Source organism: Hominibacterium faecale (genome assembly GCF_020734085.1).
Taxonomy (GTDB): domain Bacteria; phylum Bacillota; class Clostridia; order Peptostreptococcales; family Anaerovoracaceae; genus Hominibacterium; species Hominibacterium faecale.
This window is the reverse complement of record NZ_JAJAGH010000001.1, coordinates 184069-205423: the sequence shown is the minus strand read 5'-3', so window position 1 is coordinate 205423 and position 21355 is coordinate 184069. Positions and strand designations below refer to the sequence as shown.

Sequence of the window (21355 nt, the reverse complement as noted above, 5' to 3'; positions counted from 1 at the left end):
TCCTTTCATTAAAATAAATTCCACTTAGATAATCTACTCGATGAATGTGAATACTGTATGATCAAATCTTAAAATTTCTTAAAATCACTCAAAGAAATTCTCAATTCGATTTTTTCTATCAATTAAATTATTGTATTCCAATATATGATATTGATGAACGATGTCGTAATAGGGAGAATTTTGATCATCCGTTTCATAATAATTTCCATCAGCTCCCCAATAGCCGATCCCGTTGATCACCGGTACCTTTTTCTGCAATTCCTGCAAAAAACGTTGATACCCGGATTTTTTAATTCCAGCCGCATCCGACACTAAGCCTGAAATATAATTGGGGCTCACTGCCTGCAAAGTTTTCCCCTCGATTTGATAGTTGGCCCAAATAACCACAGGCGTCTTTCGAAGTTTCATCGTCTCCTCCGCAGAAAGCGCTGACTCCTTTTTTCCAAACACCTTGCTGTAGAATCCTGTTTTAATCGCAGGTGGGTGGTCGCCGAAGATGCAAAGGACCGTTGGCTCATTAACCTTTTCAAAATATGAAACAAGCCCCTGAAAAGCCTGATCTGAAGCATGGGCATAGTTCACATAGCGTTCTGCGACAGAATCGGCATACCCGTCATCCAAGATTGTAATCTCCGGATTTTCCACTTCTTCGAAGGGCGTATGGTTTTGCATCGTTACCTCAAAAGCGAAAAAAGGCGCAGAAGAGCGTTCTTTTGCTTCTTCATACTTTTCGATAATTTTATCAAAGGCAACCTGATCGGAAATATTTGCACCAATATTTTTGTCTTCCTTAGGATCTATAAACTGAGTTTCATCGATGAATTCCTTAAAGCCTAAATATGGATAGGCCTTATCTCTGTAATAAGAATTGGACCGATAAGGGTGGATCGCATACATTCCTTGATAACCCAGTGCACTTAAATGTGATACGAAAGAAGGTTGACGATCCTTTATAATTGTCTGATAGGCAATGGTACTCTTTGGTAAAAAGGCATTGGTATTGCCGGTGAGCATTTCGAATTCCATAATGGCCGTCCCGCCGCCTAAATTGGAAACGAATAGGTTGCTCTTGATCGTATTCTCTTTTAAACCATTAATAAAAGGCAGCACTTCTTTATTTGTGCGAAAAACTTCGCCGCTCTCGCCCAAAGACTGAAGATCGCACAGCGCTTCATCCATGATCACAATAATATTGGGTTTTACATCGGAGCTTGTATCATCTGCCTGTTTCCGATAAGTTGCAGCAATTTCCTCAACTGCCGCTGCGGAATAATTTTCTGGTTTTTTCACGACTAAGTATCTTCCACTCTCTACCAATGCCAGAACGGCCCCATATTTGGCATAAGAGTCCTGAGGCCTCCAAAGCCGCACCTTATATTTGCTCATCATTTCCGAATGCAGATAGACCGGTACAAACGATGCGCAAATAACGAGCGCAGCAGCTGCCATGACAAGTCTGATCTTCCACGGAAAAGGTCTGGGCGTATGCAGCTTGCTGATAATTACGATTCCGCCTATCGGCAGCCAGGTTCCCAAGTATGCCATAAAATCAAGGTTAAAATCATAACCGCCAGCGACATTTGCTGCAGTTTGAATGCTCAAAAAATCAGCAAGGATTAATGCTGTTCCACGAAAGATCATTACATAATACATGCCTAGCGCCAGGAAAGCAAAAAAAATATAAGAAACAATAACGGCCAGCTTAATCCTCGATGAAACCAGATATAACACCAGCAGCACGCTGACATAAATCAGTAAATTCATAAGAATACTGTGGGAAGTGTGGCCTACCTTTAAAACCAAGACCTTAGTCAGTACCAGTTCTAGCGACAGAAACGAAACAAAAGGAGCCGCACAGAAAAAAATCCATGAAAGCAAATGATTGGTTTTCGCTGACAGGGAATTTTTCCATAGAATCACCAAAATTAAAAATACATATCCAACCGTGATGATTCCGACTCGCCAAAAGACTGAAAGGTCTCCATCTGAATGATATAACTTTCCCAGCCAAAAATAGGCATAATAAATTGTCAAAAGCACAACACCCGCAATCAATACGGGTCTGTGCCTATTTTCTAACTTAATACAGTTCATAAAAAATCCTAATTCTCCTCAAAAAATGCAACTGTTCTCATCAATCCTTCTTGCAGCGTATATTGCGGGCTCCATCCCAGCTGACGTATTTTATCGCTGCTGAGTATACCCAAGGTAAAAGGCGCACATCCTGTGTTTTTATCAGGCGTCGGAATGTCAAAAACCAGCTTTAAACCACGCTGCGGAAAGGCATCCACTAAAGCTTGCGCCAAATCCCGAATAGAAACGGTGGATTCTTCCGATGCAATATTGTAGACAAGATCATCAGAATTAAGAAGAATGTAAAAGAGGGCTGCAACCGCATCGCTTACATAGGTATAGGTTCGTACTGCGGTGCCTTCACTTTTAAGAACGATATCCTGATGGTTTACTACGTTCTTTATAAAATCAGCCTGTACTCTGCCATCATCGATGGACATGCCGGGGCCAAAGGTATGGGCAAGTCTGGCAATTTTGGCATTAAGTCCATATTGCTGGCGATAGCAGGCACACATTGTTTCCGCGGCCTTTTTACCTTCCGGATAGCAGGATCGCGGATCCAATGGGTCCACCAATCCATAGGTGTTTTCTTGAAACATCGTTTGATTCTCATACGGCTGTCCGTAAATTTCCCTGGACGAAATAAACAGATAGCCCTCGGCATTACTCTGCTTGGCCAGTTCCAACGTATAAAAAGCACCCAGTGAATTCGCAGCGATGGTTCCTACCGGATCTTCCTTCATGATCAGAGGACTGGCCGGACTGGCTGCATGTATTACATAGTCAAATATCACATCCGCGCGAATTGCTTCCGTAACGCTTTGCACAATCAGTTCAATATCATCTCTCAATTCTGCAGGCACTTTATCCGGATTTCGAACCAGTGCATAGAGCTTCATGTCATACTGCTCGATCTTATTCAGATCAACCAGTGTGCGGAGCATATACCCTCCAAGCATGCCAGTCGCTCCCGTAATTAGAATGGTTTTGCCAATTAGCTTCTCCCATTTAATATCCCGTTTAATAATGCCCTTAATGTCTTCTTGCATCACTTTGTTCATATCTCAATCTGCCTCCATTTTATTTGTTCAGTTTTTTCGAAACTTCGCGATCTGCAAATCCAAACACAGCTTCCGTCTCCCGATATTGGATCATGCCTCTGAATGTATATAAATCTTCCGGAGTCGTCACCTTAATATTTCCCCTGTTTCCTATAACAATGGCAACTTTTTTTCCGCACTGCTTCATTAATGTACAAGAATCAACAATACCCTCATAACCTGGGTTTTCTTTTCTGATCTTGCTATGGGCCTCCATAATTTCAGAAAGATAAAAGCACTGTGGCGCCTGGGCTGTAAACAGCTGGGCTCTGGGCGGAACTTCGTCGACCGTTTTTCCGTCCCTGCTGATCACTGGAGTTTCAAATAATGCGGTACACGTAATGGCAGACCCTTTTTCGGTCACGCTTTTGAGATCGTCATCGATCAGCTGCGCTGTAATACAAGGTCTTACACCATCATGAATCAAAACGATGGAATCACCTGGGTTTTCTTCCGCTGCAGCGCATAATGCGTTATAAATCGAATCCTGCCCGGTCGCGCCTCCCGGAACGATCGCTTTCACCTTGGAAATGAAATGCCTGCTCACATATCGCTCAAGTTTTGCAATATAATCTGCTTTACAAGCAACATAAATCTTATCAATCCGCGGATGTTCTTCAAAAATTTCCAGCGTATGAATAATGATCGGCTTGCCATTCACTTCAATGAACTGTTTCGGCAGTCCGGATCCCATCCTGGCGCCGCTGCCTCCGGCAAAAATAATCGCAATATTGCTCCCCATAATTAATTCTCCTTTTTTAACAGTATCTGATCAATAACACGGTCAGATGCATGTCCATCATATTCCCCAAAATTATCCTTAACAAATTGATGTATTTTCGCTTCTTCAAAGTCTTTATTTTTTAATGCGGTCATCATTTCTTCAAAAGTATCGCAGACTTTACCCGGCGCGCTGTCCTTGACACTGCGGTGAACGCCTCTTGTCAATTCATATAATTCCCGGTCATAGGTAAAGAAGAGCACGGGCTTTTCCATCAGTGCATATTCAAAATAATTGGACGAGTAGTCAGTAATAAGCAATTCAGTCACATAATACAAGTCATTTATCGTTGGATATTTGGAAAAGTCATACAGCCGATCTTTGTATTTTTCCGGTATATCGATGGCTTCCACCACAAAAGGATGCATTTTAATCAAGAATACATATTCATCGCCGCAAAAATCATAAAGTTGTTCCAGATCCAATTGGCTATAATCGTAATATGCGGTTTTCTGATCTGTGCCTCTGAAGGTAGGCGCAAAGAGAATGATCTTCTTATTCTGAAACTGAGGATATTCTTCATAAAATTCCTTACGAAATGACGAAATTTTATCCGGATTTAAAAATCCGTCAAGCCTGGCCATACCTACAGGCAAAAAAGCATCCTTTTCAATACCGAACACCTCTTCAAAAACTTTCACCAGCTTCTTGGAACCGGTCAGCGCATAATCGTATTTTTTATGACAGGAGCCCACAGGGAATGGGCTGCCGGCTTTTCCAAACCGGCAGTAGCCTACTGCTTTAAAACCTTCGCCAGCATGCCATACTTGAATCAGCTTGGTTCTTTTATTCAAAGAAAGAAATCCAAAAATTGGCGCATAATCATCGATGAAAATATAATCCTGGCGAGCAATATTGGTCACTACCTTCAACCAGCTGAAAGCGCTTTTGTGCTGTCCGACAGCTTGTCTGCAGGAATAGGTAATCTTAAATTCTTTATCCAGTCCGCGCTCCTTCAGTCTCTTATCGATATAAAATAAATTGCCCCACAGGTAATTTTTCGTCTCACTCATAAAAAGAATTTTCTTGCCATGCTTGGGCGATAAATGCTCCGCGATCTGATAATAAAGCTTGATCAATACAATGACAGCCGCCATGTATCCCCTTTGGAATTTTCCTGGAATAGTACGGGCTTCTTTGACATATTTCCGTTTATACCATTTGTTATTCATGATCATAAAGGAGCTGCCCAACACAAAGGTCAGGTTTTCCTCGTCTTCCGTATAGTGGGAAAATGTAATATTATAGGAATATTTTCCTCCATAATAGTCAAAGATACGGCAATTCTCATCCGCCTTATAAGCCACAGCAGGCGCTACACTGCAGATATGTCTTTCCTCATCGGTAACAGCAAGTATATGCCACTTTCCGTTATTCATAAAGCTCCGCCCTTTTACTGCGGCCAAATTTAAAGAGAACGTATAAAGGTTCCCTTCTTTTTTATCATAATCAATGTCGATTGTCTCACACGAAATTAAATTAATTTCTTTTTTTAGCTCTGTTGCGGTTCTCTTTACTTTAACCTTGCGGTTAAAACGTCTCAATTGGAATTTTATCTCACCTTCATAATTTGCCTGGATGGTAAAGTTCAGAAAAATCCTTTCCCAGCCAAGTTCTGTGACAATAAAATCCTTTGATGCGTTTATATCCATATTCCATACCCTCCGTTTACACTCGTCCATATTACCATAAATTTGTTGAAAAAACAACGTTTTATTGGTATTGTCCGCGGGATGGCGCCGCAAAAAATATGAATGGCGGAGATTGAGTTCCGTCATTCGTATCCGGTTACCATTTATAATATTTATTTCCTGATTTCTTCAGTTTCTTACAGCTCTTCTTCGTTTGCTTCACTGAATTTTTCTTACCTTTTTTACAGTAAATCTGATTATTCTTTACATATACTTTTCCCAGCTTTGCCAGACATTTTGTTTCTTTTTTATTAAAATATCCCTTCAGGTAGATACCATTGCGTCTTCCCTTTATTGTATTGTTACTGATTTCAAGCTTTGATTTGGCCAGCGACTTAGGTGCTTTTCCAAAGACTGCAACATGCACGCCGATCGTATAAGAAGAATTGCTGTCTTTTCTTTTTGCATATGTGATGATCGTGTTATTGGTGATTTTCCCTCCGATTACATTGAAATAAGCCAGGCCCTCCGATGTACTGCTGGTCAGAGTGTTGCCGCTGATCACAATATTCTTATGATACTTTCCGCGCCATTTTCCCTTTTCAGATGAGGTCCAGTTTACACCCACAGCTCTTGCACCGCTCACTTGATTATTCAAAATATAGATGTTCTTGCAGGTCTGTCCCTTCACATATTTTTTTCCATAGCTGGAAATTTTAGGCGATGTCTTTTTGGTGGCAATATCGACTTGAATTTGCTCCTCCAAACATTTCGCAGGACACGAACCAATCGCTGACACAACGCAGTTCTGAATCGTTACATTGCTGCAGGCTATAATTTCAATGGTATGGCCCTTATAATTCGCATTACAATCCACCCCATCCATCATTACGTTGCTTGCATGAGCAAAGACAAAAAGACTCCCTGTCCTGCCGCCTGCGTCCGCGCTTCTCCAAGTGCCGCCGATTATGGACAGATTGGTGATTTTTCGGTTGGGTTCGGTAAAAATGGCATTTGATTTCTTTTTAACGGTAATCGTAGCGCCCTGGGCAATGATTGTGGTATTGCTGCCCGGTTTCAACGGCCCGTTAATATAGATGGAGGCTCCGGATGGAATAATAATTGTTTTTTGCTTGTTTCCAGTGATTAAATAGGTTAAGGCTTTGTAATTCAGATTGCCGTCAGGTGATGGTACATATTCAATTTGCCCGGCATCGTTATAATAGCCAATCGTCCTCCCTTGATAATAGATCGGCGTGTCTGATGCGGCCTGTGCTTGTGCAGCATTTACACCCACAAGAAGGCAGCAGCCCAGTATGAACAAAATAACTGCAAGGCGATGCCTTTTTTTCAAAAACTCCTTTGTCTCACTCATTTTTCCTATTCTCCTTCATGCACAATAGTCTGAAATAATATACCACAGATTATGGTGATCGGTATGCTTATCCTTGCCTAATTGCAATTAAATTGATATACTCATTACGATACTTGATCGAGGTGAATACATGACGATATTATTAAAAATAGGTGTTTTTCTATCAAACCTGATTTACTGGTTTTTAAAACTGCTGCCTGTCAAAAAAAAGGTCACGTTCCTCAGCAGGCAAAGTGATCATCCGTCCATTGATATTGCCATGCTGGCTGACGAAATAAAACGATCCCATCCGGATTTCAAACCGATTGTGCTTTGCCGAAAGCTGGAAAAGCGCGCCCCATCCATGCTGGGGTATTGTTTTCATATGCTCCGCCAAATGTATCATCTGGCGACTTCACAAATTATCATTCTTGATTCCTATGCGATTTTAGTAAGCATTTTGCATCATCGAGAATCTTTGCTCATTGTCCAAATGTGGCACTCTGTAGGTACCATGAAAAAATTCGGATACAGCATCCTCGACATGGAAGAAGGTTCTTCCAGTAAAATCGCGCATGTAATGAAAATGCACGCTAATTATGACTATATTCTGGCAGCCTCTGAGGCATACAAACCTCACCTGGCCGAAGGCTTTCATTATCCCCTGTCCAAGATCGTGACTTATCCGCTGCCACGGGTCGAACTATTGAAAAGCTCCCGCTACGGGCAAGTAACTCGTGAAGCCATATATCACACATACCCGGAATTGCAAAAAAAAGAAACAATTTTATATGTTCCTACCTTTCGAAAGGGGGAAGACGAGGCGTTCTCCCAGGCAGTGCTCTCTCTGGCCAACGCAATCGACTATGAACGCTATAATCTGGTTATCAAGCCTCACCCCCTTGCCAAGCTGGAGCTCGCCCATTCGAAAGCAATGATCGACAACCGATTTACTTCTTTTGAAATGCTCTTCATCAGTGATTATGTGATCAGCGACTTTTCCTGTATCATTTATGAAGCAGCCGTATTGCAGCGTCCGATTTACCTGTACACATATGACTACGAGCATTATTTACAAACAAGGGATATATATATGGATTACAAAGCAGAAATGCCCGGCCCCATCTGCAATACAGCAGCAGAAGTTGCCCGGGCAATCCGGCACCATTCCTGTGATCCTGTGAAAGTCGACGCGTTTCTGAAAAAATATGTTTCATCGAATAGTGATCACGAAACAAAAGATATCGTTGACTTTGTTTTCTCAAAAAAGAAACTTTAATTTACTTTTCCTCTTCCGGTAATTGGTTCACATTATCCTTTGGGGGCTGAAGATTCAGCTCCTTTTTTATTTTACTTGTGGAAACACCTTCTGTCCGATCCAGGTATACAACTTCACAATAATCGCGGAGCGCCTCAAATTTCTCATTACCCTCCCAGTCGCTGCCCATCACGACCACATCAACCTGGTATTTTGTCACATCGTTGATCTTCTGCTCCCAGGTTTCCTCCGGAATCACCAGATCCACATATCGAACCGCTTCCAACATTTCTTTGCGGGTTCCATAGTCATGATATGCTTTTTTCCCTTTGATCGCATTGAACTCATCTGTAGAAATCGCAACAATTAAATAGTCTCCCAGTTCCCGCGCCCTCTTCAATAAACGGATATGTCCATAATGCAATAAATCATACGTTCCGTAAGTTAATACTCGTTTCATTGTTTCCTCTCCATTACGCTTCAATTAGTTTCATAATCCTCTCAGTCGAATGACCATCACAGCAGCACATAAATCGATTTTTAAAATCAATCACTTCCTGTTTGTCAAAGCGTTCATCAATATGCTGTATATAGTCGATTATTTCTTCATTAGTGTGGAACATGGGCCCAGGGGTGATTTCATCAAAGTCGTAGTACAATCCCCTCTCATCGATATAATCTACAATATCGTATGTAAAGAAGATCATTGGCCTTTCAAACAAGGAAAATTCGAACACCAGGGAAGAATAATCCGAGATACAAATATCGGCTACCGTCATCAGATCATTAATGGTCATTCCCTTTCCTCTCGTCATATCATACGCAAAGGTGCCCTCGTATTCAGCCGGTATCGGCGGCAGGTTCCGTACAGATTGATGATGTTTGAAAATGAGAATGTATTCATCGCTCAAGGCTTTCGCGAACTTTTCCACATCAAGCACATCCGGCGATGTACAAGTAGCCACTTCGCCTCTGAATGTGGGCGCATATAAAATAACTTTTTTATCCCGGGCAGCCGGAATCTTTTTATATAACTTTTCGCGGCACTTGTTTCGATAATCTTCATCAAAGAATTCATCCGTTCGGCTGATACCTGTCGGTACAATGATACCGGAATCCTTTTCAATCCCCATGGATTCTTCAAAAATCCATGCCAGTTCTGGACTGGCGATGGTGACATGGGTATAATTGGTGTTCTGGGGATATTCCCGATGGCCTTCCGCGGTTTTTCCGAATTTCTTGTCAATTGTACTGAGGCCCACTTTTTTAAACGCTCCGCAGCCATGCCACAATTGTATATATTTGGTTTCCGGCCTCAGCTTTGGGATATATCCCATGAGATCGTTGGCAGTACATATAAAAATCGCTTTCGCCGTCGCGGCATCTTTGATATATTCGACTGCGTTTTCATAATACATTTCCTCAGGAACCGCTCTGGCTTTCAAAACATGAAGCTTCACCTCATATTGTCCTTGTTCCTTTAAGGTTCGGTATATATAGTTGAGGCTTGGCGACTTCGTTTTTCCCCTTTCCATAAAAACCACTTTATTTTCAATGGGTTTCTGGCTGTACTCCGCGTATACCGCCGGAATGATTTTCTTGATATACCGGGCCTGCACCTCCCGTCTGTATGCGGGAGTTTCCTGATCGGCCAGCCTCTGCAATTCCTCGGCCCGCCGCTTTGTTTCACCATCTGCCCGTCTTTTTTTAAATAAGCGTATTGTCTCAATGGGGCCTTTTGTCACAACATTATGCATAACTGCTTTTATATCCATATTTACCTCTCCTGTTTACCAATCGTGTTTTAGACATTCCGATAAAAACTGTTCCAAATCCCGAACGCCCGGCAAAACTGTTATAGGCTTTGTCACATAGGCTCCGCCCCGGTGAGCAAGACTCTCGGAAAGAGTACAGATCCCATCACCGTTTTCGCAGAAGTACGCCACCGCATCCTTTATATATTGGTTCTGTTCTTCTAACAAACAGACCAGCGCCTCCTGCAAAAACAGATATTTCCTGCAGCCGGTAAAATTGCAGATTGCCAGGATTTTATCTGCATCTATTGTATCATAGAGAATCATAGTCGAAAAGCCTGCGCGATCATAAATCCGTTTTTGTTCTGCAACATAGGCGGGCTGAAGTTCCTGCATTGCAGCGGCAAACTCAATCGTTCCATTGCGGTAACGTCTATAAATCTGTTTTTGCTCACCTGTAAACAGCTGTTTTCCTTTTGTTCCCACGCTGCGGAAATAACACAGCAGCGGGTAAGCGCTGTCCAGATTGGCATTGACCTGGCTATCTTTGTAAGACAAATACACATGATCCTTCAAGCTGCCTGACTCTGCCATTTCATACATGCACTCCGTTGCGAGGCCAGGTGACCACCCGTCCGAATACAGTAAGATCAAATCCTTCTTACGTGTATCCAATTCCTCAATCTGAACATCCCGAAAGTCATTGAGAAACATACTGCGGCAGAACCGCTCAGCGTTGGCGGCATCATCATAACTGCAAAAAGTTCGGAGAAACTTGCTATCATCGTAGTTCTTGTCTGTATGAAACTCTTCCATAAGCTCGCTGCAATTTTTTGTCTTTGGAAACGGCAGTTCCTTCATATCCAGATAGATTCCTCTGGCAGCTTGGTACTCCTCCAAATCAGGACAATACAAAATAATTTTTCTGCCTGTCACAGCAAAATCAAACATCAGGCTGGAATAGTCCGTACACAGGCAGTCTGCCGCGCACAACACTTCATAGGTATCGAGAACACTGGGGAATCTGCGGATATGCCTGTAACGGCCATATTCGATGCCCCCCTCCATTTTGTGGTGCAAATTCACATATACAAGCTGCTTTTCTGAAAGCTGCTTGTCCAGTGAATCCAGCAATTCCTTAATCTCCCGCATCTGTTCTTGCTGCTGCTCTTCTCCCCTGTAGGTGGGCATGAAGGCCATTATTTTTTCATCATAAGGAGCCAGCTCTTTGCGGACTTCCCTTCTTTTGTTTTCGTCCAGCATTGCACCGGTTCTTGGATATCCCAGCATCAGGGCCTTTCCCTTAACCAAATCATCAACATAACAGTCTTCCAACAGGTGCTTCTTTGTAAAATGATTGGCAAACAGCAGGTAGTCCGCGCTGATAAAATTTTTCTGAGCAGTCCCATCATTGTGAATGGTCCCGCCGGCTTTTCCTGCGCCCAGCTTTTTCAAAGGCGTTCCGTGCCAGATATTAATATATGTCTGCCCGTCTTTTTTGATCCAGTAATTAGGAAAATACACTTCATTTACCAGATATTCAGCTTTGGACAACACCTTTCGATAAGTACCGCTTCCCGCTACGACCAGATTAACACGGTCATATCCTTTAGATGTTAGAAATGCCCTTACCTCCCCCTTGTTTTCTTTCGTTACAGACAGGTAAACTTGGAATGATTGATATTCGGGTTTTGACAATTCTTTAATAAGATAAAGCATGCTACCCTTGGCTTGTTTTCCCAGGCCCTCTAAAAGGATACTCTGCTTTTGAATTGGTTCGTTAAAATAGTAATCCAGAATTCCCGGAGCAGCGGATGTTTTCTGACTCTGATTCTTAGTCTTGCCAAGCATACGTGAAATTCTTCTTCTTGCCCGACTGATAAAGGAAGGTTTCTTACCAACGAGCATCTGCCTGCATTTGTTTTCAAGCTCCCTGGGCAATCCGTTCCCATGGTTCAACAGTTCTTCCTCCGTACCCAGAAAGAACAGCCGTGTGCTGTCTATCCTTCGATAGGCTGCCTGCTCAAAGAGCCGCTCTCCGTCTTCTGCCAGGCTACCGCCAAATTGGAAGCCGCTCTGCTCCAGAAACCCCTTCCCAATCATCTTATTAACGAAAAAGGAATCCAGTTTATCCTCTGCCCCATAAGAATCCGCTGCGCGCTCTTGGTTGAAAGGAATCTCCATCAGCTTCAAACTGACAGGGTTTTGCCCCTCCAGTCCCGCCATTTTAATGGATATGCAGTCGCTCTGGCCTTTTTGAAGTTCTCGATATGCCATTCTAATCATATCATGTTCATAAACACAAGCATGATCGACGATCTGAATCCATTCACCCCTTCCTTCGGCCAGCGCTTTGTTCAGAAATTCGGCTTGGCTGCCGCTGCCTTCCACAAAACGCAGATTTGGCATTCCCCGGTAGATTGCAGGAATTTTTTCACTTATAGCACCAGGCGCAATTACCTCAAAATTCGAAGTCGCTTGTCCATATATGGACTTGAACAAAGCTGAAATACCTTTCTGACCAACATCCTCTGTAATGAAAATGGAGATCAGCGGTCGTACTGCAATTGCCTCTTTATCTCGAAAACCTTGTTCCGGCCATAAATCAGCACCCATCTTCATAAGCTTTCTCTGCTGGTTCACAGTAATACTATTCCATAATATGCCGATCTGCTCCATTAGCAATGCTGTGCTGCTGTCATCTAGCAGCCAAATCCTCCGATAATAGTCCCCGATCAGCGTTGCGTTGAGGATTCGATAAGCAAGTTCCTGCTGAAATGCCTGTGAATACTCCGTGGTCAAGGCTTGTATCCTTTGGTATGCCTTGATTGCATCTTCCAGCATCCCTTTTTTTACGGTCTGAGTGGCCGAAGACCCCACCGCTGGTATGCGCTTGCAATACGTATATACCGTCTCCGGACAGGCCCGTATATAATCGGCAAATTGCAGAAAATGGTATAAAAACACTCCATCCTCCAGATGGCAAAACGGTTCCAGAGAAAGCTGGTTTGCGTCTATCATTTCTTTGCGAAACCATTTGTTACAGAGGGACAGCCCATGGACCAAATCAAGATCATCTTTTGCAATCGTCCGTTTTTCAGCTAACTTTTTTGTTCTTTTATTGACTGTTTTCGTAAAGCCGTCAACTCGCTCAATCCCGCCGATGATCAGGTCGCAGTGCAAATGATTGCGTTGGACATTGTACATGGCCTGCAGGGCTTCTTTGGGCAGTAAATCATCACCGTCGACAAAGGCGATAAACTCTCCCCGTGCCGCTTTCAATCCTGCATTTCTGGCAGCGCTAACGCCTTGATTCTGTTGTTCAAGTTTATGAAATCGCGGATCTGCCTGAACAAATGAGTCGATGATAACTCCACTGTTATCCATTGAACCATCGTTTATCACAATCACTTCATAGTCTCTAAAACTTTGCCGACGTATGGATTCTAAGGTATCTTTTAAAAAGGCCCCATTATTGTAAACCGGCACGATAATAGAAAGTTTTATTTTTGAATCTATTTTTTTTACATCATTACGCAACGAATCTTCCCCCTTATCCATATACACAAACAGGGATGTTCGCCCAAAGCAATCATCCCCGCATTTTTTGTTTTTCTTTTAGTTCTTTCCTTCTTTGACATTGATACTTTCATTATATACATCAATAGCGGAATCAATATCGTTGTCATAGACGATTTTGCCGCTCTTCATGACAATTCCCCGTTTACAAAATCTCTTGGCCGTCTCAGTCGCATGGGTTACAAACAACAGGGTCACATTTTCTTTTTCCACGATGCTGTTGACCTTTTTCACGCATTTATCACGGAATGCTCTGTCTCCCACACTAAGTGCCTCGTCGACAATCAGAATCTCTGGCCGGATATTAACGTTGACCGCAAAACCCAGTCTCGCTTTCATTCCGCTGGAATAGGTCCTGACTGGCTGATCAATATATTCGCCCACTTCCGCAAAATCAACAATGATATCTTCCAGTTCCTTAATCTCTGCATCCTTTAAGCCGCACAGCTGGCCTTTTAAATATATATTTTCTCTCCCGGTCAATTCAGGGTCAAAGCCGGAGGTAAGCTCCAGCAGTGCGCTGACTCGCCCTTCTACGGTTATCTCCCCGTCCGTTGGATAAGCTACACCGGTAATCATCTTCAAAACGGTCGACTTGCCGGCTCCATTTTTTCCAAAGATAGCTACCGATTCTCCCTGCTCAATTTTAAAGCTGACATTATTTGCAGCCTTCTTTTCTTTATAAGGGACTTTCTTTGAAAAGACGGACAGTAGTCTCTGCTTATCATTTTTATATAATTTATATCTCTTTGTTACATTCTTAAATTCAATGACTGTTTTTCCCATTTTACCACCCCTATAATACATCCGGAATTTCTTTAATCAGTTTTCGGTAACTCCAAACAGCAAGGATCAGCATGATCACGAACATAATTCCGAAAAACAAGAGGCTTTGCGGCTCTTCCCAGAACCACCGCTTATAAATGAAAACGTTCCTGTATCCCCCCGCGATATAGGTAACCGGGTTGAATTTAAGGACAGTCTGCAGCCATGGAATGTCAATGCGGTGGACGTCCCACATAATTCCAGAAAGCCAGAATATAGCTGTAGTCAAGGATTTCACCAGATTGAGAAAATCCTTGCTCATGGCGGAGAGCATGGAAGAAAACAGCCCCCACATGATAAAGAACATGACCATAAAGAGCATATAGACAGGCAGCTGCAGCATGTAAATATCCGGTGGATGTCCAAATATCAGGAATATGATTACAACAATGATCATCAGGCAAATATGAATGGACAGCTTGGACAGTCCCACAAAGGTAGGAATCGTAGAAACCGGAAATTTCATCTTTGTAACCAAGTATTTATATTTCCGTATAGCGCCGGCTCCCTGGGTTATCATATCGCTCATAAAAAACCAAGGTACGATACCTGCCACCATCCAAAGGATAAACGGATAACCGCTGATATCCTTGCCATGGCGCAGTCCTACCGAAAAGGCAAACCAAAATACAAAGATGGTCACCGTAGGCTTAACTAAAGCCCAGGCCCACCCCAGCGCTGCTCCGCTGTAGGTTTTAATGATATCTGCTTTAGCCAGCTTAAAAATCTGATTGCGCCAGCTTATATGCTCTTTTAATATTTCTTTTATCGTCTTCACAAGAACTAATCCCTTACTTTCTTACTCTTTCAATAAAGGCCCTATATATGACCTTTGTCTCATACGGTGATTATTATACCAAATTCGGACAGGGAATACAAATATCTGCTAAAATTATTTTCTTGCAGTTATTCCTTAGTTCGTCTTAATTTCGCACCAATCTCCCTGATAAATGATTTCTTTGGTTCGGGTTCTTCAATGAAAAACCGGTTTTTAGCTGTATTCCCCCGAATCTTTTCTTTTAAATATACGAGTTTCTGATCTGCTGACGTCAAGTTATCCAACTCCCGCTCAATCTCACGAAAGGACAAAGTATCATTTTCACTGAACGAGTAAATATAATTATTTTTCTTTGACATTAAATGCTTTTGCGTTTCCTTTTGCAAATACCCATGGACACAATCCTTTGTAAAAAATACGTCTCTGGCTAACTGCTTTGCAGGATTTCCGCCATAGCATGTATTTGAACCGATCTTCTTTCCTGCTACAAGTGCCATTGCACCAATAATGCTCCCCGATCCAATGGTCGTCCCTTTTAGAAGGTACGCATGCTGTCCCACCCAAATGTGATCCCCTAAAAAAACGCTCTTGCTGGGGTTAATACGTTTTTTGGTATTACAGTCAAACAGCAAATGTGGATCTGCTGTCCTGATCCAGCAATCAAAGGAAAACAAACCATAATCGCCAATCAACAGGTGTTTGCGTTCAAACAGACTAATATTCAGTTTCCCATTCATATAATTGTCTTCGCCAATATAGCAGACCGACTTATGCCACAAAGCAATGTTGAGAAAATATTTGTGCTTATTGGAACACAAATAAATAATTGAATCATTGCCATTAAAAGAGATCGTGCTATCTACAATCTCCACATTATCTTCATCTTCGCAGAAAAAGGTATTATTTTTTCCATTGAAGGTTATTGTTGTGTTGGTTAGCTTTGGGCTGCCTATAATCAGGTTGTCTTCTAAATTATTTATCGACTGGTCAAGTCCTGTAGCATCCATAATTTGTTCCTCTATTTCATTTCCATCATACTATTAATTGCTTCGTATACGCGTTTACAATTATTTTTGTCCGTCCAGGCAAAGAACTGATCAACCCGATCCGTATACATTTGCTCCATCTTGCATCCGCTTTCTAAGCTGTCAATAATGGCCTTCACCGTAGATTCCAAATCGTAACAAATTGGCCCAAAACCATCGGCTTGATAATCAAAATACCCTCGCTTGCAGGTATGCATCTGATAATATCGTTCATAATCGAACATGGCATGGACTACCGGCTTTTTCATATAAGCAAAATCGAAATAAACGCTGGAATAATCGGTTACCAATAAAGCGTTTTCGTTGAACATTTTTGTATAGTCCGCAATTTCTGCAATAACTGTTATTCGTTCATTTCCCTGAAAATCATCGGCCTGTTTTTTGAAAGCCGGATGTACATAAAATTGGCCGCGATAGCCCGTTTCCTTCATTGCAGCTAAAAGCCTCGGATCATTGATCAGGCTGTTGTAAAACTGATAGTAATCCGTTTCTTTAAAATTCTTCAAATATTCCCGCTCAGATGACCCTTGTATTAACGGCGGTGCCAACTCTTTCCGCCAGGTTGGGAAGATCAAAATTTGTTTCTTCGGATCACTATTGAGCGCATCAAATCGAGGCAGACCAGTCAATACAACCGTCTTTTCGTCATATCCATAATCTCCATTGGCAATGGAATCTCTCTCACGCTCGGATGATGTGATAAACAGCTTAATATTTTTATTCTGCTTATGAAGCCAGCTGGAGAAGTCATCTTTAATAATTCCATGCTGCAGGAAAACAAAATCAAAGTTATACAGGTCCTTTACATACTTGCTGTCGTCACCAAAGGCATTGTACACCCAGGGGTCCGCATGGGCGGATATGATTTTATCAGCCAGCAGGAATTTTTGTTTGTATTTTTTACTTCCCAATTCCAAAACCGGTCCGGTTTTATTCATTCTATCAAAATCAATAGACTGTTTATCCAGCACAAAATAGAACTGTCGCTCCTTTGGCATCTCTATCCCATTCAGATAGCGGAATAAATGCTCACCATTATCCCTGGCCATGTCGGTTCGATCCGAACAGATCCATATTCGATCCCTTGTAAACAGCTTGGACAGATGATATCGAATCCGTATACCAAAAATGTCATATTTTTTCTTTTTGATCAGTTCTTTTGCCAGTCTTCCTTCAGCCAGCATCCGACGTTTCCACGAATTCTTTAAAACCAAGATCTGGTCTTTGGACTGTTTGACCAGATAGTCCCCGCTGCAATAGTACAGCGGAACGCCTTGTTCCAGCTTGGCAAATTGTCCAAAACTCGGTTTCAGCCGTTCTTTCTTCTTGCTTTCTTGTGCCCCATTTTTATCGATGAGAGCAAAATCAATCCGCTCTCCACCTCTCATTTCCTTCAAAGGAACCCGTATTTTAAATCCCTTTCCTTCAAAGATTCGTTCGCCGGTGAACCCTTTCACATCTTTATAGGCGATTGGGTATAATTCTACTGGATAAATGGTTTTGTTATTTTTGCTGCAGACAATCTGATAATTTTTCGAAAGCACATCCAGTTCTGTCCGGCCCTCCAGATATAAGGTCTCATTCTCTATATAAAGCAGATTAATTTGAAATTTATTCTTTTGGCGAATCTGAAACAGCTTTACATCCTTGGACCAGGCCGCACCGTCCCGTACCTCCAGTTCATGGGCAATATTTCTGCCGTATTTCAGCTTAAGCGCAAAGAGCTTGAAAATAAAGTTAATATTTTTCTGTGATACAATTACCGAATCTTCGATTTCTTGTAATAGGTCGATCAATGCCTGAATATAATCGCGCTTTTCATCTGCGGTGAGTTTCTTTGACATTTCCGGTTTCAAGCGCCATTGGAGATCATACATGACCATGTGCTGAACATAAGGGATCACTTGTCCAAACTTTGCTTTTGAATACTCAAAAACTGCTTTATAACAAAATTCTGGAGTGTTCATATACCAGGATTTGTTGTTGGTACTCACATCAATGGCTGAATCGCCAGACATCCGTTTGCGATAATAATACACGGCATCCGGCAGAATACCATATTTCCCCTGCTCCAGCATAACCTGGGCAAAAAAGATTGAATCTTCCGAGACCTTTAATCTGGTGTCAAATCGAACGTCTTTTAACGCCTCTTTCTTGAAAAACACAGTATTGACGGCCATTTGAACATTGTCGGGATTTTGATTGATATCAATAATTTGTCTCTTTGAATACTTGAAATCTAAGGGGTGAGTAAACCCTTCTTTCTTGCCAAAGAAACAGTAACGGCAGGATAACGCATTGATCCCAACAGCCTCTCCTTCAAGGAAATCGAGCACCTTTTCAAAGGCATCCAGGGCCCATCTGTCATCGGCATCGAAAAAGTTTACATATTTACCGGAAGCATAAGGGATGCCTTCATTTCTTGCGCTGGATACACCGCCATTTTCTTTTCTGACATATACAATGTTTTGCGGATAGCGATCTTTATACTTGAAACACATTGTTTCAACATTATCGGGGCTGCCATCGTTAACCAGAATGATCTGAATATGTTCTTCGAATCCGATGGTTTGCTGAATTACGCTTTCGATCGCTTCTTCAAAGAAATTTTCCACATTGTATAAGGGCATGATGACTGAGAATGTATAATATTTTTCTGTTGTATTCATCTGGAATCTCCCTATAGATTGTTTTCATTTGTATATTTCAGCGAGGCTGCTATGGTTTTTCCGTATTCCGTAGACTCTAATTGGTCCTGTAAATAGGTAAGCTGCCCGGCATCAATCAGGCCCTGTTCATATGCTTCCATTTCGATGTACCCCAGTAGATGTCCTTTTTGTTTTAAGGCTTTCACCTGATTAGCAGCATCCAGTAACGTATCGGAGGTTCCTGTATCCATCCAGAAGCAATCCTGCGGCAGGGTAACCACCTGCAATTCTCCAAGTTCCATATATTTTAAATTAATATCTGTGATTTCCAGTTCCCCTCTGGCGGATAGTTCCAATGTTTTAGCCATCTCCACTACTTTATTATCATAGAAGTACAGGCCTGGTATTATATAATTCGATTTAGGCTTTGAGGGTTTTTCCTCGATCGAAATCGCCCGCCCCTTCTCATCAAATTCCACGACACCAAAAGGCCTGGGGTCCTCTACCCAATATCCGAATACGGTCGCCCCGCCGGCTGCTTCTTTGGCAGCTTTCAATCTGCGCCTTATATTCTCATGCCAGAAAATATTGTCGCCAAGAGCGAGACAAACATCTTGTCCATTTATGAACTCTTCGCCTATGATAAATGCATCCGCAATGCCTCGGGCTTCGTGCTGTACTTTATATTCAATGTGAATCCCCAGTTGATGTCCGTCGCCCAGTAACGCAGAAAAGCTGTCTTCTGTGTCAGGGGGAATGATAACCAGTATATCGCGAATTCCTGCCTGCAATAATGTTGTAAGGGGATAGTAAATCATTGGCTTATCATATATTGGAAGCAGCGGCTTGCATAGGACCTTCGTCATGGGATACAGTCGCGTCCCTTTTCCCGCCGCAAGAATTATACCTTTCATAGTCACTCTCCTTCAGGGTTTGTTAATGTTTCAATTATCAATTCTTCATTCTTCTTTTCATCATAAAACCTTTCAACTAATTCACACTCGCAAGTCCTTAACATCCATGTATTTCACATGACATATCACTGAAAATGAAACGAGTCTGGTCGGAAAATGTATGGCATACTTCTTCCTCAATATATTAATGTCAGGCATCTCTATCCTTCTTTATAGCAGACGGTTTAGCCAAAAATGGAATAACTGCAAGGTAGAATAAAAAAACAATACTTCTAGAAAATGGGTGTACTAGCGATTCAAATAAAGATGTACAGCCATAGGCGCCAATAGCCATAATGATAAACAAGTCATATTCTTTGTATTCTTTACGCCTAAACAAGCAACATAAGGCTTTTATTGCTGCGATCAAAACAAAGATTAGGAACAAGAGACCTGCAATAATCCCCGATCGATACGATATCTCTAAATATACATTATGGGCAGCCAGATATTTGCTACTAGTATCTCCAATAGGAAACTCACTCCCCTTTATATCATTTCCTTTCAAGTTAAGCTGTTGAATATACGCTTTCCAAATCTCCACACGTCCTGCGGAGAAAGAATTTAAATCTTTGCCTTCCGTTGTAAATCTTTCTTTCAAAGGATTCTTTTCTGGTCCGACTGCCGAATCGGCTGTCACCTCCGCAGCTGATTTCCAATGAGCTAGGTTTATTTCTTTCGTAGGTTCTAAACTAGCTGCAGACACGATATTTTTTTCCGATGACATGCCCATTCCGAAAATTATTATACAAAGTAAAGAAATAACCGTAAATCCCAATACACCTAAAATATATCGTTTAATACTAACCCTTATGGAGTAACCCTTATACTTGAATACACGGCACATATAAATTGATATCACTATTAGCAAAAGAAGTATCGTTATTATCGCATTTCGTGATACAGAATAAACACCGAGTGTAACAGATGTTCCAAAAGAGATACTAAATATCCAGCGATAGTTTTTCGTTGATGTAAATAAGTAAGATGCACTGATTATACCACTGACGGCCATTAATCCTAACGTATTAGGATTATCAATCGTCCCTGTATATCGATCCAGTGAAGCTTGTTCTGGCTGTATAATCAAACAGAATAAAAAATATGCCACACTGACCACGCAAATCGCCTTACTGACTAATCTATACAATACTTCGTAATCTCCCCGATTATTCCATATAAAGGCCAAACAAGGAAATCCCAATAAAATAATCCAACCTGATAATCTATAGCCATCCCCGACAGCATGATCAAATCCAGACAGTAGCATTAGTAAGGCAAAAATAAACCATATTGATGAGAAGCCCAGGGACCATTGAACCCGTTTCAATGGTCCTTTTATACTAAAAATACAAAATATTATTAACGTAATTCCTCCAGCAATCGCTCTTTCATTGAGGCTTACTTTAATTGCTAAAAAATCAGTTGAATATCCAATAATCAGTAATATTTCTAATGCAATCAACCAAATAAACATAATACCATATCTAATTTGATATGGTATTTTACCAGTTAGTTTATAAATTTGATTTAATATAATGCTGTAGACTGGTTGTAACAATGCCATAATTACTC

At 41.7% G+C, this 21355-nt stretch carries 15 protein-coding genes; 1 reads left to right on the top strand and 14 read right to left on the bottom strand.

What is annotated here, in order from left to right; all coding sequences use genetic code 11:
• Positions 1 to 84: 84 nt before the first annotated feature.
• The 5 genes from LG211_RS00930 to LG211_RS00910 all read right to left on the bottom strand — a co-directional run bounded on the left by LG211_RS00930 (position 85) and on the right by LG211_RS00910 (position 6960).
• On the bottom strand, positions 85 to 2094 hold the full coding sequence (locus LG211_RS00930; protein WP_269476873.1) for an LTA synthase family protein: 2010 nt from the start codon (positions 2092 to 2094) through the stop codon (positions 85 to 87).
• A gap of 8 nt (positions 2095 to 2102) precedes the next feature.
• The gene (locus LG211_RS00925) at positions 2103 to 3134 is read right to left on the bottom strand and encodes an NAD-dependent epimerase/dehydratase family protein (RefSeq protein ID WP_269476872.1); all 1032 of its coding nucleotides are present in this window, start codon (positions 3132 to 3134) and stop codon (positions 2103 to 2105) included.
• A 19-nt stretch (positions 3135 to 3153) separates the two neighbouring features.
• On the bottom strand, positions 3154 to 3915 hold the full coding sequence (locus tag LG211_RS00920; RefSeq protein WP_269476871.1) for an IspD/TarI family cytidylyltransferase: 762 nt from the start codon (positions 3913 to 3915) through the stop codon (positions 3154 to 3156).
• 2 nt (positions 3916 to 3917) lie between these two features.
• Complete coding sequence (locus LG211_RS00915; RefSeq protein WP_269476870.1) at positions 3918 to 5606, bottom strand: CDP-glycerol glycerophosphotransferase family protein; 1689 nt, start codon at positions 5604 to 5606, stop codon at positions 3918 to 3920.
• Positions 5607 to 5742: 136 nt separating this feature from the next.
• Positions 5743 to 6960 carry a glycoside hydrolase family protein gene (locus LG211_RS00910; RefSeq protein ID WP_269476869.1) on the bottom strand — a complete coding sequence of 406 codons (1218 nt, stop codon included), beginning with the start codon at positions 6958 to 6960 and terminating at the stop codon, positions 5743 to 5745.
• Between the two features lie 130 nt (positions 6961 to 7090).
• Between LG211_RS00910 and LG211_RS00905 the strand changes: the two genes are divergently transcribed.
• On the top strand, positions 7091 to 8218 hold the full coding sequence (locus LG211_RS00905) for a CDP-glycerol glycerophosphotransferase family protein (RefSeq protein WP_269476868.1): 1128 nt from the start codon (positions 7091 to 7093) through the stop codon (positions 8216 to 8218).
• A gap of 1 nt (position 8219) precedes the next feature.
• On the opposite strand, the gene tagD is transcribed toward LG211_RS00905, so the two are convergent.
• From tagD to LG211_RS00860, 9 genes are all read right to left on the bottom strand, one after another.
• A complete protein-coding gene (tagD, locus tag LG211_RS00900) occupies positions 8220 to 8657 on the bottom strand; it encodes a glycerol-3-phosphate cytidylyltransferase (RefSeq protein ID WP_269476867.1) in 438 nt (145 codons plus the stop codon).
• A 13-nt stretch (positions 8658 to 8670) separates the two neighbouring features.
• Positions 8671 to 9972: a CDP-glycerol glycerophosphotransferase family protein gene (locus LG211_RS00895; RefSeq protein WP_269476866.1), complete on the bottom strand. Its 1302-nt coding sequence runs from the start codon at positions 9970 to 9972 to the stop codon at positions 8671 to 8673.
• Between the two features lie 15 nt (positions 9973 to 9987).
• Positions 9988 to 13512: a CDP-glycerol glycerophosphotransferase family protein gene (locus LG211_RS00890; protein ID WP_269476963.1), complete on the bottom strand. Its 3525-nt coding sequence runs from the start codon at positions 13510 to 13512 to the stop codon at positions 9988 to 9990.
• Between the two features lie 57 nt (positions 13513 to 13569).
• Complete coding sequence (locus LG211_RS00885; RefSeq protein WP_269476865.1) at positions 13570 to 14316, bottom strand: ABC transporter ATP-binding protein; 747 nt, start codon at positions 14314 to 14316, stop codon at positions 13570 to 13572.
• 10 nt (positions 14317 to 14326) lie between these two features.
• Positions 14327 to 15133 carry an ABC transporter permease gene (locus LG211_RS00880; RefSeq protein ID WP_269476864.1) on the bottom strand — a complete coding sequence of 269 codons (807 nt, stop codon included), beginning with the start codon at positions 15131 to 15133 and terminating at the stop codon, positions 14327 to 14329.
• 128 nt (positions 15134 to 15261) lie between these two features.
• The gene (locus LG211_RS00875) at positions 15262 to 16140 is read right to left on the bottom strand and encodes an LbetaH domain-containing protein (protein ID WP_269476863.1); all 879 of its coding nucleotides are present in this window, start codon (positions 16138 to 16140) and stop codon (positions 15262 to 15264) included.
• An 11-nt stretch (positions 16141 to 16151) separates the two neighbouring features.
• Positions 16152 to 18848, bottom strand: a complete 2697-nt coding sequence (locus LG211_RS00870; RefSeq protein WP_269476862.1) for a bifunctional glycosyltransferase/CDP-glycerol:glycerophosphate glycerophosphotransferase — start codon at positions 18846 to 18848, stop codon at positions 16152 to 16154.
• An 11-nt stretch (positions 18849 to 18859) separates the two neighbouring features.
• The gene (gene rfbA / locus LG211_RS00865; RefSeq protein ID WP_269476861.1) at positions 18860 to 19741 is read right to left on the bottom strand and encodes a glucose-1-phosphate thymidylyltransferase RfbA; all 882 of its coding nucleotides are present in this window, start codon (positions 19739 to 19741) and stop codon (positions 18860 to 18862) included.
• Between the two features lie 190 nt (positions 19742 to 19931).
• A complete protein-coding gene (locus tag LG211_RS00860; protein WP_269476860.1) occupies positions 19932 to 21347 on the bottom strand; it encodes an O-antigen ligase family protein in 1416 nt (471 codons plus the stop codon).
• Between the last annotated feature and the right edge of the window lie 8 nt (positions 21348 to 21355).

What these genes read in the sequence shown, in the direction of transcription:
- LG211_RS00930 (WP_269476873.1), bottom strand. Translation starts at nt 2,094, where the DNA reads ATGAACTGTATTAAGTTAGAAAATAGGCACAGACCCGTATTGATTGCG.
- LG211_RS00925 (WP_269476872.1), bottom strand. Translation starts at nt 3,134, where the DNA reads ATGAACAAAGTGATGCAAGAAGACATTAAGGGCATTATTAAACGGGAT.
- LG211_RS00920 (WP_269476871.1), bottom strand. Translation starts at nt 3,915, where the DNA reads ATGGGGAGCAATATTGCGATTATTTTTGCCGGAGGCAGCGGCGCCAGG.
- LG211_RS00915 (WP_269476870.1), bottom strand. Translation starts at nt 5,606, where the DNA reads ATGGATATAAACGCATCAAAGGATTTTATTGTCACAGAACTTGGCTGG.
- LG211_RS00910 (WP_269476869.1), bottom strand. Translation starts at nt 6,960, where the DNA reads ATGAGTGAGACAAAGGAGTTTTTGAAAAAAAGGCATCGCCTTGCAGTT.
- LG211_RS00905 (WP_269476868.1), top strand. Translation starts at nt 7,091, where the DNA reads ATGACGATATTATTAAAAATAGGTGTTTTTCTATCAAACCTGATTTAC.
- tagD (WP_269476867.1), bottom strand. Translation starts at nt 8,657, where the DNA reads ATGAAACGAGTATTAACTTACGGAACGTATGATTTATTGCATTATGGA.
- LG211_RS00895 (WP_269476866.1), bottom strand. Translation starts at nt 9,972, where the DNA reads ATGGATATAAAAGCAGTTATGCATAATGTTGTGACAAAAGGCCCCATT.
- LG211_RS00890 (WP_269476963.1), bottom strand. Translation starts at nt 13,512, where the DNA reads ATGGATAAGGGGGAAGATTCGTTGCGTAATGATGTAAAAAAAATAGAT.
- LG211_RS00885 (WP_269476865.1), bottom strand. Translation starts at nt 14,316, where the DNA reads ATGGGAAAAACAGTCATTGAATTTAAGAATGTAACAAAGAGATATAAA.
- LG211_RS00875 (WP_269476863.1), bottom strand. Translation starts at nt 16,140, where the DNA reads ATGGATGCTACAGGACTTGACCAGTCGATAAATAATTTAGAAGACAAC.
- LG211_RS00870 (WP_269476862.1), bottom strand. Translation starts at nt 18,848, where the DNA reads ATGAATACAACAGAAAAATATTATACATTCTCAGTCATCATGCCCTTA.
- rfbA (WP_269476861.1), bottom strand. Translation starts at nt 19,741, where the DNA reads ATGAAAGGTATAATTCTTGCGGCGGGAAAAGGGACGCGACTGTATCCC.
- LG211_RS00860 (WP_269476860.1), bottom strand. Translation starts at nt 21,347, where the DNA reads ATGGCATTGTTACAACCAGTCTACAGCATTATATTAAATCAAATTTAT.